The sequence below is a fragment of the Zooshikella ganghwensis DSM 15267 genome (genome assembly GCF_000428585.1).
Lineage (GTDB): Bacteria > Pseudomonadota > Gammaproteobacteria > Pseudomonadales > Zooshikellaceae > Zooshikella > Zooshikella ganghwensis.
Genome location: NZ_AUAF01000043.1, coordinates 17,749 through 34,151 on the forward strand (window position 1 = coordinate 17,749; position 16,403 = coordinate 34,151).

14 protein-coding genes are annotated in these 16,403 nt (G+C 39.0%); all 14 read left to right on the forward strand.

Annotated features, from left to right (window positions below; genetic code table 11):
- Positions 1-24: 24 nt before the first annotated feature.
- The 14 genes from F607_RS0111525 to F607_RS32780 all read left to right on the forward strand — a co-directional run bounded on the left by F607_RS0111525 (position 25) and on the right by F607_RS32780 (position 16,272).
- The gene (locus tag F607_RS0111525) at positions 25-948 is read left to right on the forward strand and encodes a branched-chain amino acid transaminase (RefSeq protein WP_027708207.1); all 924 of its coding nucleotides are present in this window, start codon (positions 25-27) and stop codon (positions 946-948) included.
- Between the two features lie 156 nt (positions 949-1,104).
- Complete coding sequence (gene waaF, locus F607_RS29340) at positions 1,105-2,136, forward strand: lipopolysaccharide heptosyltransferase II (RefSeq protein WP_230400394.1); 1,032 nt, start codon at positions 1,105-1,107, stop codon at positions 2,134-2,136.
- 24 nt (positions 2,137-2,160) lie between these two features.
- Positions 2,161-3,198, forward strand: a complete 1,038-nt coding sequence (gene waaC / locus F607_RS0111535) for a lipopolysaccharide heptosyltransferase I (RefSeq protein WP_027708208.1) — start codon at positions 2,161-2,163, stop codon at positions 3,196-3,198.
- 11 nt (positions 3,199-3,209) lie between these two features.
- Positions 3,210-4,343 (forward strand): glycosyltransferase family 4 protein, encoded by a 1,134-nt coding sequence (locus F607_RS0111540; protein WP_027708209.1) that lies wholly within the window; start codon positions 3,210-3,212, stop codon positions 4,341-4,343.
- 2 nt (positions 4,344-4,345) lie between these two features.
- Positions 4,346-5,158 carry a lipopolysaccharide core heptose(I) kinase RfaP gene (rfaP, locus tag F607_RS0111545; RefSeq protein WP_027708210.1) on the forward strand — a complete coding sequence of 271 codons (813 nt, stop codon included), beginning with the start codon at positions 4,346-4,348 and terminating at the stop codon, positions 5,156-5,158.
- Between the two features lie 24 nt (positions 5,159-5,182).
- Positions 5,183-5,935: a lipopolysaccharide kinase InaA family protein gene (locus F607_RS0111550; RefSeq protein ID WP_211233630.1), complete on the forward strand. Its 753-nt coding sequence runs from the start codon at positions 5,183-5,185 to the stop codon at positions 5,933-5,935.
- Between the two features lie 8 nt (positions 5,936-5,943).
- Positions 5,944-7,437, forward strand: coding sequence for a lipopolysaccharide kinase InaA family protein (locus F607_RS29345; RefSeq protein ID WP_157365438.1), 1,494 nt, complete (start codon positions 5,944-5,946; stop codon positions 7,435-7,437).
- A 133-nt stretch (positions 7,438-7,570) separates the two neighbouring features.
- Positions 7,571-9,334, forward strand: coding sequence for a carbamoyltransferase family protein (locus F607_RS0111560; RefSeq protein WP_027708212.1), 1,764 nt, complete (start codon positions 7,571-7,573; stop codon positions 9,332-9,334).
- Between the two features lie 64 nt (positions 9,335-9,398).
- Complete coding sequence (locus F607_RS0111565) at positions 9,399-10,505, forward strand: glycosyltransferase (protein WP_211233631.1); 1,107 nt, start codon at positions 9,399-9,401, stop codon at positions 10,503-10,505.
- Between the two features lie 5 nt (positions 10,506-10,510).
- Positions 10,511-11,410, forward strand: a complete 900-nt coding sequence (locus F607_RS0111570; protein ID WP_157365439.1) for a GNAT family N-acetyltransferase — start codon at positions 10,511-10,513, stop codon at positions 11,408-11,410.
- Positions 11,411-11,417: 7 nt separating this feature from the next.
- Positions 11,418-12,854: a PIG-L deacetylase family protein gene (locus tag F607_RS0111575; RefSeq protein WP_027708215.1), complete on the forward strand. Its 1,437-nt coding sequence runs from the start codon at positions 11,418-11,420 to the stop codon at positions 12,852-12,854.
- The gene (locus F607_RS0111580) at positions 12,844-14,043 is read left to right on the forward strand and encodes an O-antigen ligase family protein (RefSeq protein WP_027708216.1); all 1,200 of its coding nucleotides are present in this window, start codon (positions 12,844-12,846) and stop codon (positions 14,041-14,043) included. The genes F607_RS0111575 and F607_RS0111580 overlap by 11 nt, the downstream gene beginning before the upstream one ends.
- Positions 14,036-15,148: a glycosyltransferase gene (locus tag F607_RS0111585; RefSeq protein WP_038291113.1), complete on the forward strand. Its 1,113-nt coding sequence runs from the start codon at positions 14,036-14,038 to the stop codon at positions 15,146-15,148. Before F607_RS0111580 ends, F607_RS0111585 begins: the two co-directional genes overlap by 8 nt.
- 11 nt (positions 15,149-15,159) lie before the next feature.
- The gene (locus F607_RS32780) at positions 15,160-16,272 is read left to right on the forward strand and encodes a hypothetical protein (RefSeq protein WP_027708218.1); all 1,113 of its coding nucleotides are present in this window, start codon (positions 15,160-15,162) and stop codon (positions 16,270-16,272) included.
- Positions 16,273-16,403 lie beyond the last annotated feature (131 nt).

Sequence of the window (16,403 nt, forward strand, 5' to 3'; positions counted from 1 at the left end):
CAGATTGAACAAGGAGTCTCATTTATGACGATGGCCGATCGCGATGGTCTGATTTGGTTTGATGGGGAGATGGTGCCTTGGCGTGAGGCTAAAACCCATGTGCTAACCCATACACTGCATTATGGCTTAGGGGTATTTGAGGGGGTGCGAGCTTATCATACTGATCGCGGACCTTGTATTTTCAGATTGCAAGAGCACACGGATCGTTTGTTTCGAAGTGCCCATATCTTGGGGATGAATATTCCTTTTAGCAAAGACGTACTCATTGCTGCGCAAAAAGCGGCAGTTAAAGAGAACAAGCTCGATAATGCTTACCTAAGGCCAATGTGCTTTTATGGCTCTGAAGGTATGGGGTTGCGGGCTGACAATCTGCAAGTTCACACCATTGTTGCTGCCTGGGAGTGGCCCAGTTATATGAGCCCTGAAGCGTTAGAACATGGGATTAAAATTCGGACTTCTTCATACACTCGCCACCATGTCAATATTACGATGTGTAAAGCAAAGGCGAATGGTAACTACATTAACTCAATGCTGGCATTGAAAGAAGCCCAGGACTGCGGTTGTGAAGAAGCATTACTGCTGGATAATGAAGGCTATGTTGCTGAAGGTAGTGGTGAAAATATTTTCCTTGTTAAAAACGGCAAGTTATACACGCCTGAACTTACTTCCTGTCTAGAAGGTATTACGCGAGATAGTATTCTACAGTTTGCTGCAGAGTTGGGTATAGAGGTGATTGAAAAGCGTATTACTCGCGATGAGGTATATGTTGCCGATGAGGCCTTTTTTACAGGAACAGCGGCTGAAGTATTGCCTATCAGGATGCATGATAACCGGGTTATTGGTAAAGGCGATCGTGGCCCAGTAACTACGAAATTACAGCAAATGTACTTCGATCAGGTCACGGGTAAGCGTGATGCTAATCCCGAATGGCTCACTCCTGTGTTATGATTCCCCGCTTGACGAAATTCCAGTCATTTTTTCCTGTATCTGGATGTCCAGATACAGGTTGCCTTAATTAAGGCAAGAAAAAACTAACTCTAATGTAAATTGGTTGCGCGCGTGAAGATCCTTGTGGTTGGTCCCTCCTGGGTGGGGGATATGGTCATGGCACAAACACTGTTTATGAGTCTTAAAGCTCAGCATCCAGGCTGTGTTATTGATGTACTGGCCCCAGAGTGGAGCCGTCCTATTTTGCAGCGAATGCCTGAAGTGCATAAAAGTATTGCTATGCCTGTGGGGCATGGCGAGCTGAAGTTATCTGCACGTTGGCATCTAGCTCGAAAATTGCGTTATAAACATTATGATCAGGCGATAGTTTTGCCAAATTCACTGAAGTCGGTGCTGGTTCCGGCAATGGCAAAAATTCCACAGCGAACCGGTTGGGTCGGCGAGTGTCGCTATGGGCTTCTCAATGATATTCGTAAGCTGGATAAATCGGCTTTACCATTAATGATTCAACGCTTTATAGCGTTGGCTTACCCCGCTAATACACCATTACCTGGCGATTTACCTGCTCCCGCGCTGCATGTCGACAAAGTTTCTATGCAAAAAGCACTAGCGCGTTATGAATTAATGGCGGATGAACGTTCCCCAGTACTTGCACTTTGTCCTGGCGCTGAGTTTGGACCCGCAAAACGTTGGCCTGAGCAGCACTACAGTGCGGTAGCTACGCATATGATTCAAGCGGGTTGGCAAGTATGGTTATTAGGCTCTGCAAAGGACCAGGAAGTGACAACAAAGATTGCTTCGCAGATTCCTGAGCAGTGGCAAAATCGGGTGCAAAATTTAGCAGGAAGAACCTCACTTGCAGAAGCCATTGATTTACTCTCTATGGCTTCCGCTGTGGTCAGTAATGACTCTGGGTTAATGCATATTGCAGCAGCCTTAGAGCGACCACTTGTTGTGGTTTATGGTTCTACATCACCTGACTTTACGCCCCCCTTAAATCAACAGCAGGCGGTAGTGCGTTTAGGTTTAGAGTGTAGTCCCTGCTTTAAGCGCGAGTGTCCCTTGGGACATTTAAAGTGTCTTCATCAATTAACTCCACCTACGGTAATTGAGGCACTACAAAAGCTTGTGCCTGTTGTGTCTGAGAATAAAAAGCCTGCAAAGAGCGTCGCTAGCTCATGTGGATAATGTTCAGTTAAATATTGAGCGGCAATGAAAAAAGTACTTGTTGTAAAAACCTCATCGCTTGGTGATGTTATTCATACATTACCAGCCTTAACTGATGCGCAAGAAGCTATTCCTGGCATTCGATTTGATTGGGTTGTGGAAGAGGCATTTGCAGAAATTCCCCATTGGCATCCTGCCGTAGATAAAGTTATTCCGGTAGCTATTCGCCGCTGGCGGAAAAATATTGTGAAAACCCTGACGCAGGGCGAGTGGCAGCAGTTTAAACAACAACTGCAGGCAACCACCTATGATGCGATCATCGATGCACAAGGTTTATTGAAAAGTGCATGGCTGACATATTTAACGCATGGTCCAAGCTATGGTATGGATAAATCTTCTGCTAGAGAGGCATTAGCGGCTCACCTTTATCAGCATACTATACCTGTTGTGAAAGGTATTCATGCGGTAGAACGTGTTCGTCAGCTATTCGCAAATGCTTTGGATTACAAGCTGCCAAGCCAAAGAGGAAAGTTTGCACTTAATAAAACAATGCTCCTTGCTGACTCTCCTGAAATCAATCAAATTGCTTCAGTATTATCTTCCAGTCCTTATGTTGTTTTTTTGCATGGTACAACACGTGAGCAAAAACATTGGCCTGAGCCTTACTGGTTTGAGCTGGCAGAAAAGTTCGCAGAACAGGGGCTTTATATTGTGTTGCCTTGGGGGAATGAGGTAGAAAAGCAGAGAGCTGATCGTATTCAATCTAAGGTTTCATCAAAAGCCGTGGTTTTACCCAAACTGAACCTGGCGGGTATAGCTGGCGTTTTGGCTAAGGCTACTTGTGTAATCGCAGTAGATACCGGATTAGGTCATCTTGCAGCTGCTCTGGATAGACCCTGTATCTCGTTATATGGGCCAACGAGCCCACGCTTAGTCGGTACTTACGGTGAAGGCCAATGTCATTTGACCGTTGATGATGCCAACGCGACTAACAATAAGCCACTTCCTGCTGTTGAGCCTGCTATTTTTCGTAGCTTAATGCCAGTTCAGGTGTTTCAGGCAGTCCAACCATTCTTAGCCTAGATCGTTGCACTATGAAGTTAGCATTTATTCTTTTCAAGTATTTTCCGTATGGTGGATTGCAACGCGATTTTTTGCGTATTGCGCTTGAATGTCAGAGTCGTGGGCATGACATTGTGGTTTATACCATGGATTGGCAAGGTGAAAAGCCTGCTGGTTTTGTTATCCATCAAATCAAACCAAAAGCATTAGCGGCTCATAAACGGGATAAGTGTTTTCATCAAGCGGTGATGAATCATATTGAGCAAAACGCAGTAGATTGTGTTATTGGCTTTAATAAAATGCCAGGGCTGGATATTTATTATGCAGCTGATGCTTGCTATGAAGACAAAGCACGTTTACAGAGAAGTAAATTATATCGTTTGATGCATCGCTATAAACATTTTTCGGCATTTGAGAGAGGGGTTTTTAGCCCTGAAAGTGCAACTCATATTTTACTGATTGCCCCTGCTCAGCAAGCTTTATTTGAGCAGTATTATCACACCCCACCTGAACGATTCCATATATTACCACCAGGCATTTCTCGTGATCGCTGTGCTCCAGAAAATGCAGCAGAAATTCGTCAGCAGCTGCGTGAAGAATTTAATATTGCAGCCAGTGATAAGTTTGTATTGATGGTCGGGTCTGGCTTTCGAACCAAAGGACTGGATAGAGCGCTTAATGCTATTGCAGCTTTACCTGAACAATTGAAACAAAGCATACACTTTATGGTGATAGGCCAAGATAATGCTAAACCATTTTGGCGACTTGCCCGTGGGCTTGGTATTGAAAAGCAGTTATCTATTTTATCGGGGCGAGATGATATTCCACGCTTTTTATTGGGAGCCGATTTACTGATTCATCCGGCTTATCATGAAAATACGGGTACAGTATTACTTGAGGCGGCCGTTGCAGGATTACCTGTATTGACGACGGACATTTGTGGATACGCACACTATATAGATGAGGCCGATATTGGTCGTGTGGTGCAGTCACCTTTTAAGCAAGATGATTTAAATAAGCAGTTACTGGCAATGCTCTCTGATCCGGAGGCGTATCAGCAGAGGCATGAAAATGGTTTGCAGTTTGCCAAACATGCTGATATTTACAGCATGCCACAGCAAGCAAGTACATTGATTGAACAGTTAGCCAGTCAGCGGGGTAAGTAGCTTTGACTATTTATTTGCGAAAAGAGTTTGAAGAGCGTTGGACTGGGCTGGATCCCTTTGAGCAAGTTAAACTATTACAGGGAAAGGTTTTTCGTGAACTGGAGGCGCGTCGTACGCTTCAGTTTGAAAGTGCAGGAAAAAGCTATTTTGCAAAAATCCATGGTGGTATTGGCTGGAAAGAAATAATCGCGAACCTTCTTCGATTCCGCTTGCCTGTACTGGGCGCAGAAAATGAGTGGTTAGCGATTAGGCGCCTGGAGAAAGCTGAAGTACCGACAATGACAGTTGCTGCATATGGAAAGCGAGGAAAAAATCCTGCACAACAGCTGTCGTTTATTATTACTGATGATTTAACGAATACCATCAGTTTGGAGGACTACACGCTTGATTGGTTAAAGCATCCTCCATCTTATGCGATAAAATATCAGCTGATTAAAAAAGTTGCTGAATACACAAAGAAAATGCATCTGAGTGGTGTTAATCATCGTGATTATTATATATGCCATTATTTATTACATTTACCAGAAGATGGTTCTGAGTTAACAGTAGATACTATAAAGCTCAACTTGATTGACCTGCACAGAGCACAGGTTCGCTCTAAAACACCAACACGCTGGATTAAAAAAGATTTGGCGGCACTTTATTTTTCAGTATTAGATATTGGCTTAACGTACCGAGATGTCTTGCGGTTTATTCGTTATTATACTGGCGTACCACTAAGACAGGCTCTGAAGAATCAACGCTATTGGCAAAGCATTACTCACAAAGCAAAGAAAATGTACCTTCGAAAACAGCGGAAGGGTGACGCCATTTAGCGCATGTACTTGAGGAGTAGTCGTTTGATAACAACTGAGTGGACGGTAACACCAAGCTATCAACAAGGTGATACGGGAGATGCTTTTTCTAGTTTGGAAAAGGTGTTTTCGTTACCTGGCGAGCTAATCACAACAGACCCTATAAGTGCTGTATATAAGGTGAGAGTTGGCGATAAATACTATTTTGTTAAACGCTATACAGCGGGTGGTAAAGGTATTCGACGTTACCTTGGCCCAAGCCGGGTAAAAATGGAGTGGCAGAATCTCTTATTTTTTCAAAAATTAGGTCTTCCCACAGCCCCTATTGTTGCTTATGGAGAGTCCAGATTTTTAGGTAAAACCCTCTGTGGAGCGCTTATCACAGAAGAGTTGGTTGGGACTGATGACTTAGCTTCCTTAGCACAGGCTGAGGCCTCCTGCCTAAAAGATCATAACTGGGTTACAGCGGTTAGTAATCAAGTGGCTGATGCAACGAGAGTTCTACACAGGGAAAGATTCGCACATAACGACTTAAAGTGGCGTAATGTCTTAGTTACGACTGGACCTAATCCACAAATTTATTTAATTGATTGTCCTGCAGGCACCCGCTGGTTTGGTCCAATGCTGAGCTATCGTAAAATTAAAGACCTGGCATGTCTGGATAAGGTTGCTAAGTATCAGTTAACCCCCAAGCAGCGTCTAGCATTTTATAAGCGCTATCGGCAGTGTGGTAAGTTGTCTATTGCTGATAAGCATCAAATTCATAAAATTTTGCAGTTTTTTGCTGGTCGAGAATAGGTGTCTTGGTGACGAGTACGACGAGTTTAGGCCCAATGTTGTCCATAAATGATTTGGTTGAGGCCAATCGTGATGTTCGATGCCCTTTTCGTATAGGTTTTCAAGATGTTGATAGTACTGCTTTAATCCAGTTGAATTGTGAATATATTTTTAGGCTACTACCCAAGAAGCGCTTGGTCTGTCGTGCAAATATGAATGATAGGCACGTTTTAGTAAAACTCTTTATGGGAAGTAACGCTGATAAGTATTTGCAGAGAGAGCTGCGAGGTGTTATCGCATTACAACAAGCTGGCCTGCATACAGCAGACATCATTGCTCATGGTCCTGCTGCTCAAGGAATTGGGCAGGTACTCGTTCTGTCGTACTTGAGTGGCACAAAAAGCCTGCAAGCACAGTGGGATAATATCAGTTATCAGCCATCCCGATTAAGCATTCTTAGGCGAGTAATGCCTTTAATTGCAGATATGCATGCTGCGGGGCTAAAGCAAAACGATATCCACCTCAATAATTTTCTTACAGACAAACAGGGAAAACTGTTTGTGGTTGATGGTGATGGCGTCGAAACCACAGAGCAAGGTGTGTCCTTAACTGAAAGTGAAATAATAGATAATCTGGCACTACTGTTTGCGCAGCTACCTCCTGAGTATGATGATTTTGTAAGTGAATTAATCACTGTTTATAATGTGCGCACTTCGCGATCCAAGGTTGAGACTGAAGTACTTTTATCTAGAGTAAAGTTTCGTCGTCACTGGCGCTTGCAACGTTACTTGAAAAAGATCTATCGCAACTGTACAGAATTTGTTGTTAACCATGGCTGGCAGCATTTCTATGTAACCCGTAGAGAGTTAGCAACGAAGGAATGGCTTGAGTTTTTAGCAAATCCTGAGACCTATATGGGTACAGGTAAGAGGCTTAAAAGTGGTAATACAGCAACGGTAGATTTGGTGGAGGTTGCTGGACGTCAGGTTGTGGTAAAACGTTACAATATCAAGAATTGGCAGCACCGTTTAAGTCGTTGTTGGCGCCCTTCTAGGGCATGGTTGTCGTGGCGTAATGGGTATATGTTAACCATGCTGGGGATATCAACCCCCCAGCCATTAGCGATGATTGAAGAGCGTTGCTGTTATCTTAGAGGGCGTGCTTATTTGATTTTAGATTATATTGCAGCCCCTGATTTATTAAACTGGACTCAACAAGAAGGTGTTCAGGAGCAATTACCAGTAATTAAAAGTCAGCTAGAGAGACTTTTTTCTATTTGGCTGAACAATGGTGTTAGTCATGGTGACCTTAAAGGCAATAACTTATTAGTCAATGAAAAGATGGATATACAGGTTATTGACTTAGATGCCATGCAGATGCACTCAAATCAGAAACAGCTTCAACGCTATTTTCGAAAAGATATGCAGCGGTTTTTAAAAAACTGGACCGATAGTCCTGACTTGTGTGATACATTTGAACCTTTGGTTCAGCATATGAATGCACAGATAGAGCAGTTAAAATAGAGCAACTAAAGATTTAAATAAGTAAGCTTGATTCAAACCCTCTGCGTTATGAATGCATATATTGACGTTTATCAAAGGTGATAAGTGTATGTGTCGAATGCTAAAGGTTTGAAAAAACAAAGAGGAACATCGTGTGGCGTTAACGGTTTTGGGGTTATCTGGTGCACTGGGGCATGATCCTTCTGCAGCTATTTATGTAGACGGCAAGTTGGTAGCCGCTGTAGAGGAAGAGCGCTTTCTACGGGATAAGCATGCTAAAAATAAAATGCCAATAGAATCTACTAAATTTTGTTTGGCTCAGGCTGGTATCACTCCGCGAGATATTGATGTGGTTGCAGTACCTTATGCCCCTATATCTTTGGCAACACCTGCGCGCTGGCATTATGCAAAACGTTATTGGTATGCCCCAGATCGCTCTTTGGATGCTTTGTTTAATGGTAATCGTCGCTATCGTCGCTATGTTGGACGTATCCGTGAAATGTTAGAGTCATTGGGCTTTGACTGGAATAAAATAGAGTTTGAACCCGTTGAGCACCATTTAGCCCATGCTTCAAGCGCCTATCATTTAAGTGGTTTTAAAGAAAAAACTGCCATTATGGGAATTGATGGTAAAGGTGAATATGCCACAACCTTTTTCGGTTATGGAGAAAATGGCAAGATCCATAAAATTAAAGAGTTTTATGATCCAGACTCGTTAGGTGGCTTATACGGCGCTATTACCGAATATCTTGGTTTTGACATGCTTGATGGTGAGTATAAGGTGATGGGAATGGCACCTTATGGTGATCCTGACAAATATGACTTATCACGACTTATAAAGTTTGATGGTAAAAATTTCGAAGTAAATACTGATTATGCCAATGTTATAGGGCTTAGACGTTATAAAGAAAAGGGTCGAGGTTTTTATTTTAGTCCTAAACTGATTGATTGGTTAGGACCTCGCCGTAAAGGGGATATGGCTGACGATCCATACATACATTATGCCGCAGCTATGCAAAAGCTTTATGAAGACGTCTCTTTAAAACTAATGGATTACTATTTAGGCGATATTATTAAAGAGACAGGTTTGATTGCATTTTCTGGTGGTGGAGCCTTAAATGTAAAATTAAACCAAAAAATTATTGCTCGTCCCGAAGTAAAAGAACTATTTGTACAGCCTGCTTCAGGTGATGCAGGAACTGCTGTAGGTGCTGCTTCGTATGTTGTAGAGAAGCGTGGAATCAAAGTTGAAAAAATGGAGCATGTTTATCTTGGTCCATCATTTAATAATGACCAAGTGATTGAAGCATGTGAGCAACACGCAGAGAAGCCGAAGTTCTTACAAATTGATAATGTGCCACAACGCATTGCTAAAATTTTATCCGAAGGAAACCCAGTGGCTTGGTTTCAAGGTAGGATGGAGTTTGGACCTCGTGCGTTAGGGCATCGCAGTATTTTAGGGTGTCCAAGCTTTAAAGGGATCGCTGATCGAATAAATGAGCAAATTAAGTTCCGTGAGCGGTGGCGGCCTTTTTGTCCAAGTATGCTGGATAGAGTGGCAACAGAAATGTTTAAGGTGGACCATCCTGCGCCTTTCATGACATTTACTTTTGAAGTTAATGAAGAGTGGAAAGAAAGAGTACCTGAGGTTGTTCATGAAGATGGTACGTCCCGAGGTCAAGCGGTTAAGCAGGAATTTAATCCTCGTTATTATGCGCTGTTGGAAGAAATGGAAAAGCGGACAGGTAATGGTGTCGTTTTGAATACGTCATTAAACCGACGTGGTGAGCCTGTAGTATGTACACCAACAGATGCTTTAAACATGTTTTTTGGTTCAGATCTGCAATATCTTATTATGGAAGACATTTTGGTTGTTAAAGCTGAGTTTCCAGCTGATATCCAAGACCCCATAAATTAATAATAAAGGAAAGAGACTATAGCTCCTAGCAGGAGCTATAGTTGTTTTTGAAAAGGTTATGTCTATGTACGTACTGCAGCTTTGTCATGATTACAAGCCCCCTTTTTTAAGTGTGGCTAATCAGTATGCTGCATTATTTGATGATACCCCTTTTAAGGTTGTTACGGTCTACTTAAAAGGAGAGCCAAAAGAGGAAGTTATCAAAGCTTCTAAATCATCAGACGTTATTTTTTTAAATTATTCATCAAAGCAACTACGTGGTTTGAAAAGACAGCAAATTGCTGATTTAAAAAAACTACATAAAAAATTTAATTTTAAGTTTGTTTTAGCTCACCGGTATAAAGCCTTATTTATTGCATCTCATATACCTAACGTCCCGTGTGTTGGTATTCATCATGCATTTGGTGACTACCAGCGTTTAACAAGACGTTGGTATGTAAATAAGAATCGTCAGCGTTTATTTTTATTGGGTGTATCTGATGCAGTACGTGATGATATGCGTGGCTGCTTAACAAAGTGGAACCCATCAAATATTCAAACACTCTATAATCGAGTTGATTATGATTTGCTAAAATCTCAATTAATTGATAGAGAATCTGCTCGCAAAAAATTAGGCTTGCCTCTGGATAAATTTGTTTACGCAAATGTTGGCCGGTTGCATCCAGATAAAGATCAGGCAACCTTGATTAAAGCTTTTGCGAAAGTTATTCAAAAACAGCCCAATTCACTGCTTGCAATAATGGGAAGTGGTCGTCTTCAGAGAGAGCTTGAAAAACTGACGAAAACACTAGGTATTATGGATAGTGTTTTATTTTTAGGACAAGTCAAAGAAGCCGCTAGATATTTTAAAGCATTTGATAGCTTTGTGCTGTCTTCTGATCATGAACCTTTTGGTATGGTCTTGTTAGAAGCAATGGCAGCAGGGTTACCTATTATTTCGACAGATTGTGGTGGGGCGAAAGAAGTTGTGTCAGGATGTGGTGCTCTCTTTACACTGGGTGATGACAAGGCGTTAGTAAATAAAATGCTTGAGGTTCATCATTATGATCCTGTAATGATGAACCAGCTGGTTGATAGTATGGACAGAAAGGTTACTAAGAACTTTTCCTATGCTGCTGTTAAGAACTGTTTTTGGCAGATACCTTTTGTTCAACAGATTAGTGGAGTTTAATACCAGTGAATTGGTTGATTAAGTGGCACATGAGGCATTGGACAACGATACCTTATTCGACTTATTGCAAGGCATATAACCAGTGGGGGGGGAGTTTTATTACTCACCCAGAGGTTATTCAGGGTATTTCTGAGTTACTTGAGATTCCCGTTATGTTCCAAGGACGCTATGAAGATGACAGGTTAGTCGCAGCGGTTCCCACCTGGGGTAATTATATTGCTGGTAGTAAGGGAGCATTGAAAAAACTCGGTAAACGAGGGCTAATTGATGTTGGTAATCCTGAAGTGATTTTACCAATGAGTCCTAATATTCGGATAGTATTACCTTATAAATCTGACTTTATTTCATGCGAACATCAGCCTCAAATAATTAATTTAAAAAATAAAGGAAAAGCACTTTGCTTGGCAAAAGGATTCCATGCAGAAGGTTTTTCAAAGAAATTTAAATATAATCACCGAAGAGAAATTAGATTATTTCAAGATGAAGGTGGTGAGTTCAGATCTGTTAATAGCGTTTCTGCTGACCAGCTATGTGAGCTTTATCTCGATCTTTTTGAAAAACGTTGGGGGTTCAGTGCGAAGGGCGCAACTTTAATGCATAAACTGCTTGAGAAACTATATAATTTTCTAACTGGAACCATACTGTATATAGCTGATGAGCCTATTGCGATTCAACTTGTATATCAAGTTGAAACTATGAAACATTTTAGTGTTGAGTATGTGAATGGAGGCGTTAACCCCTCCTACAAGAACTATAGTCCAGGTAGTATTTTAAGTTTCTCGAACATACAGCAAGCACAAGAGCTAGCTGATAGTAAAAGTAAACCACTCCGTTATTCTTTTGGCTTGGCTGATAATGATTATAAGCTCCGTTGGTGTAATAAAGTCCCAGTGTTTTTAACCTAGAAATAATATGAATACTCAATCTGCTACTTGGCTGAAAAAAAAGAAACAGAAAAACAAAATTAAAGCATGCTTAATTCTGTTGATAAGCATAATGGGGGTTGCTCTAGGATTTTACTGGCAATCATTGTTGCTGCTTTTATTATTTTATATTGCACATGAGCTTCTATGGTCAGACCATATTTTCTATAATCCTAAATCTGACTATCTGTACAGCTTTCCAAATGCATTTTGTACAAAAGCTGAGTTAGACAATGGTAAATTATGCTTATTTCAAAGTGCTGAGTTGGTTAAATGCGATACAGCAGTACTTGCGATATCAATAAAAAGTAATGCATTTTTAGCTTCTGTATTCGATCCATATGTTGAAATTGGTGACGGTAAATACATTGCTAGACAGTATTTTGAAAGGGGATTGGAGGGAATCAGATATATTAATATCAGCGATTATCTGGAAAAGCTCGTAGATGGAAAAGCTGTTTCTATCAAGTTTAAACACTGTCAGCCACTGCTACCCAGTGATATTTTAGTCTATGGGTTTTGTAATGATGACTTTGTAAATAAGAAAATTTTAGTTGTTGCTCCTCATGCGGATGATGCTGAATTAGCTGCTTTTGGTTTGTATAGCCAAGCAACAGATGTGGCAGTTGTTACATTAACGGCTGGAGAGGTTGAAGCCGAAAGCTTCTCTCATGTTTATGCTGATAGTAAAAAGGCATCTTTATTAAAAGGACGGTTGAGAGCTTTTGACAGTATTGCAGTACCTCAATGGGGTGGTGTTAAACCAGAGAATATCATCCATCTTGGTTATTTTTGTTTACGCTTAAAAGAGATGTTTGATGATCTGAGTAAAACGACTATTTCATTAACGGCTGGAGTTAATTCTACAAAAGTATTCAGAGAGTTTAACCCATTTAAACTTCCTAGTGATAAAGATAACTTTGCTTCAGGAAAAAACTTGATAAGTGACTTAAAATTTTTGATTGAAAAATATCAGCCTGAAGTTATTATCATGCCACATAGTCAGCTGGATCCCCATGAAGACCATATCTATACGTCTCGTTTTGTTGAGTTAGCAATCAAAGAATCATCTTTCAAAGGCATTCAGCATATACTCGGTTATGCAAACCACTTTCATTACACGGATATGCATCCTTTTGGTCCACCACACTCTATAGCATCTTTACCCCCAAACGTAGATATGATGCAAAGTCTTGATGCGGTGTTCTCTCTTTCGTTAAGTGAAGAAGAGCAAAAGAATAAAGTTTATGCTTTGGAAATGATGCATGACTTAAAAAGACCCATCAAACATAAAAAGGTCATTAGGTCTCTAGTTCAGAAAATAATAGGAAGATCATATAACAAATATGGATATGACACATACTTTTCGAAAAATATAAAAAATAATGAACTTTTTTACTTAAAAAGGTTAAATAATGAATATTAATCTAACATGTAGTTACGTTAGAAATTTTTTTTTGATCTTGCTTTGTTTTGGATTTTTAATATTTATTGCTGGTATTCAAGTTGTCCCAGATACAAGTAAGTGGCACACACAGCTTTATCTGCTTGAGTTTCTTCCAACGTTGGTCCTTTTCTTTTTTGGTTTTGCACATACAAAGCTATATGTTAAATCTATTTATGTGAAGTTATTATTGTTTTTGTTTGCTTACTTGCTGTTGAGCGAGTTGGTAAATCAAAGTGGTGATACTTTAAAAGAACTTAAGCAGATGCTGCTCATTTTTTTATTTTCTTTTTCTATATTTTACTTGATAGATAAATTTGGTTATGAAAAGGTATTTTTTCCTTCGATTGTAATTGCCAGCTTGTTTGCATTGATAAGTATAGCTCAGTTCTTTTTTGAAAATAAATCATTAGATACTGTCAGGTTTATTGGGGATGGTGTTCTAAGTAATCCTTTATTGAGCTCACACTACTTTGGTTCATTGTGTGTTTTGGCTTTAGGAACGCTTTTCTGTGCAAAAGACAAGAAGACAAGACTTGTATTGCTAGGATGCGTGATAATATTTTTATTATGCTCATTGCTTACCAAGTCAAGGACAACAATGGTTGGGTTGTTGGGTGTTGTCGTTATCTACATTTATTTGATTATTATGAATAAAAAATCAGCCTTTTTGAAGTGGGTTGCATTAATAATAGCATTATTTGTTTTATTTTTTGTTTTGTTTGGTGATGAAATTATATCCAGAGGGGTATCGTTAAGGCCAGAGATATGGAGTGCATCTATTGATTTGATTATAAATAAGCCGTTGCTTGGTCATGGTGGTGATGCAGGGTTTGAAGTGTTTATATCCAAAGTTAACACCAGTTTTTATGACCCACATAATATCCATTTAGCATTTGCATATCACTATGGGTTAATTGGGTTATTTTTATGGATTTCTTTATTAGGTGTTTTGTCGATAGCTTGCTTGAGATCTAGAAATTCATTAATTATTTACATTGGTTTACCTTTGCTCGTATATGGAGCTATTGCCGGTCTCACAGAAGGAGGGAATATTGTTGGCAGACCAAAAGAAGTCTGGTTTTTAACTTGGTTACCAATCTCGATCGCTATAGGACTTTTAATAGTTGCAGGTGAAAATAGTAAAAAGCTGGTAAATCAAAATGGATAGAATAAAAGTTTTACAGTTGCAACAAAAATACTATGTTAGAACTTCGGATTTGCATGAAGAAATTATAAAAGCGTTACCTGAAAAAGACTATGAGGTGACTGCAGCTTATTGTACTGGTGAGCCAACCAGAGATGATATGGTTACGATTGCAGAGAAGAAAAAATATTTTAATCTGTCAAAAAAGCAAATGAAAGGATTTCGCTTTAAAGCAATTTATCAACTTTGGAAATATTGCAGAGACAAAGCGTTTGATGTAGTAATAACTCATAGATTTAAGTCATATGATGTTATGCTTATTGCAAATAAACTGCTTAAGGTAAGGAATTGCATTTCGGTAGTTCATGGTATTGGTGACTTTGACCGAATTTATAGACGCCTAATTTCCAATTTATTTATTGATGATAAGTGGACAATTATTGCTGTCTCTCAAACAGTAAAAGAGTATCTTATAAAACAATGTAAGTGTTTCAATGATAACAATGTTAAAGTTATACCTAATGCTGTCGATCTTGAGTATATTGAATCAAGTATGCTTGAAAAAAATGTTGCGAGACAGGAAGTAGGTATTAGTGAGAGTGATATTATAATTGGAACAATTGGACGGTTGGTGAAAGTAAAAGGGCATGAATATTTAATAAAATCTTTTGCTAAAGTTTTACAAGAAAATAGTAAAATAAAACTACTTATAGTTGGTGGTGGTGGGCTTGAGTCTTCACTGAGGTCTTTAGTAGAAGAGCTAGGAATAAGCGAAAAAGTCTTATTTGCGGGTGAAATCTTTAATGCGTATAAGCTTCTTAAAGCATTTGATCTGTTTGTGCTTCCTTCGCTAGAGGAGGGGATGCCGTTAGTGTTATTTGAAGCACTAATAGCGAAGGTACCTATTATTTCAACAAATGTTGGTGGTATTCCTGAAGTTCTTAATGCTGATGTAGCAAAATTAATTCCTCCCAGAGATATTGATAGCTTAACTGATAAAATGAAAGAAATTTTAGATTTATCAGTTTGTGAGAGAGAAAATATTATTAATAATAGCTATCATTATGTTAAAGAGAATCATTCTATTCAGAAGTACAGAGAACAGTACAGAAATATAATTGATATATAGTGGTAGTGAATATGACTAATAGACAAGCTAAGAATGATCTCTTGTACTTAGTATATGGGGAGAGTGAGGTCTATTACAAGCAGGCTTATTTTAGTATTTTAACAGCGTTGAATTATTTAAATGTAAGCTGCTCGGTAAGGATTTGTGTACTTACTGAAAAGCCTGAGTTTTTTAAAAAGTTACCAGTTTTTGTTGAGAAACTTACAGGGAATCAAAAAGCTGCGTGGATGGGAGGTGGAACATACATACATAGAATAAAAACGTTATCGCAAATATATTGGATGAAAAAGTATAAATCAAATACAGCATTTGTAGATACGGATACGTGGTTTAATAAAAGTCCGGAACATATTTTTTCATCCGTTGATAACGACTCGTCCGTTATGTATGAATATGAGTCTGATGTTAAAGCGTCTTTGCCTAACTTATGTCATAAAGTGAAAGATCATGAGTTTAGTTTGGGGGATGGGCGAAAACTTAATTTCCAGGAAGGTCAGTTATGGAACTCTGGTGTTATTGGTCTTTCTTTTGATAACCGTTATCTACTTGATGATGCGCTTTCTTTGATTGATAAGTTATATTTATTAACAAATGAGTATGTGACTGAGCAGCTTGTGGTTGGTGAAGTTATTAGGCAAAATACTAAAATTCAAGGTTGTCGTAATATTTTATATCATTACTATGGGGCAGACCTATTATTTATTAATGATAAAATTTCTGTTTTTTTAAAGGAGAATGTTGACAAAGATATAGCTGAGCAAGCTAGTTTGACTGCTACTTTTCCTTACGGTAGGTGTGGAAAAAATAAAATTCAGGTTTTATTAATAAAATTAATATCAAAAATCCTAGGTATTGATAAAGAAACAATGAGAGCTATTCAGGGTATCAAAATTTTTCTTTTAGATAGTAAGAATAGCTATTTTAAAGCGGATCAGCATAATTGGTTGATAAGATCTTATAATATCTTAAATGATGATTCTAATAAACCTAAACTATCTACAAAGTCATATTCTTTTATTCTTTTTAATGTTGAAAAGTTGATTAAATCTGAAAAGTTATCTGTTGAAGAAAAAAAGGCTTGGATTCCTATAGTAAGGAAACTGAGCTCGTTATCAGTAAGGTGATCAATATTTAAAATATTGACTTAATATACCCATAGCGTTTGAGAATTAGGTTTAATCTTTTGATTTAACAAGGGAAATTGTATATCCTTTGCGACCATGAAAGGATTTTGGCTCACAGAAGAAGAATTAAA

Bases quoted from the DNA above. Each gene is read 5' to 3' on its own strand.
- waaC (WP_027708208.1), top strand. From the start codon at position 2,161: ATGAAAAAAGTACTTGTTGTAAAAACCTCATCGCTTGGTGATGTTATT.
- F607_RS0111540 (WP_027708209.1), top strand. From the start codon at position 3,210: ATGAAGTTAGCATTTATTCTTTTCAAGTATTTTCCGTATGGTGGATTG.
- waaF (WP_230400394.1), top strand. From the start codon at position 1,105: ATGGCACAAACACTGTTTATGAGTCTTAAAGCTCAGCATCCAGGCTGT.
- F607_RS0111585 (WP_038291113.1), top strand. From the start codon at position 14,036: ATGGATAGAATAAAAGTTTTACAGTTGCAACAAAAATACTATGTTAGA.
- F607_RS0111575 (WP_027708215.1), top strand. From the start codon at position 11,418: ATGAATACTCAATCTGCTACTTGGCTGAAAAAAAAGAAACAGAAAAAC.
- F607_RS32780 (WP_027708218.1), top strand. From the start codon at position 15,160: ATGACTAATAGACAAGCTAAGAATGATCTCTTGTACTTAGTATATGGG.
- F607_RS0111565 (WP_211233631.1), top strand. From the start codon at position 9,399: ATGTACGTACTGCAGCTTTGTCATGATTACAAGCCCCCTTTTTTAAGT.
- F607_RS0111580 (WP_027708216.1), top strand. From the start codon at position 12,844: ATGAATATTAATCTAACATGTAGTTACGTTAGAAATTTTTTTTTGATC.
- F607_RS0111525 (WP_027708207.1), top strand. From the start codon at position 25: ATGACGATGGCCGATCGCGATGGTCTGATTTGGTTTGATGGGGAGATG.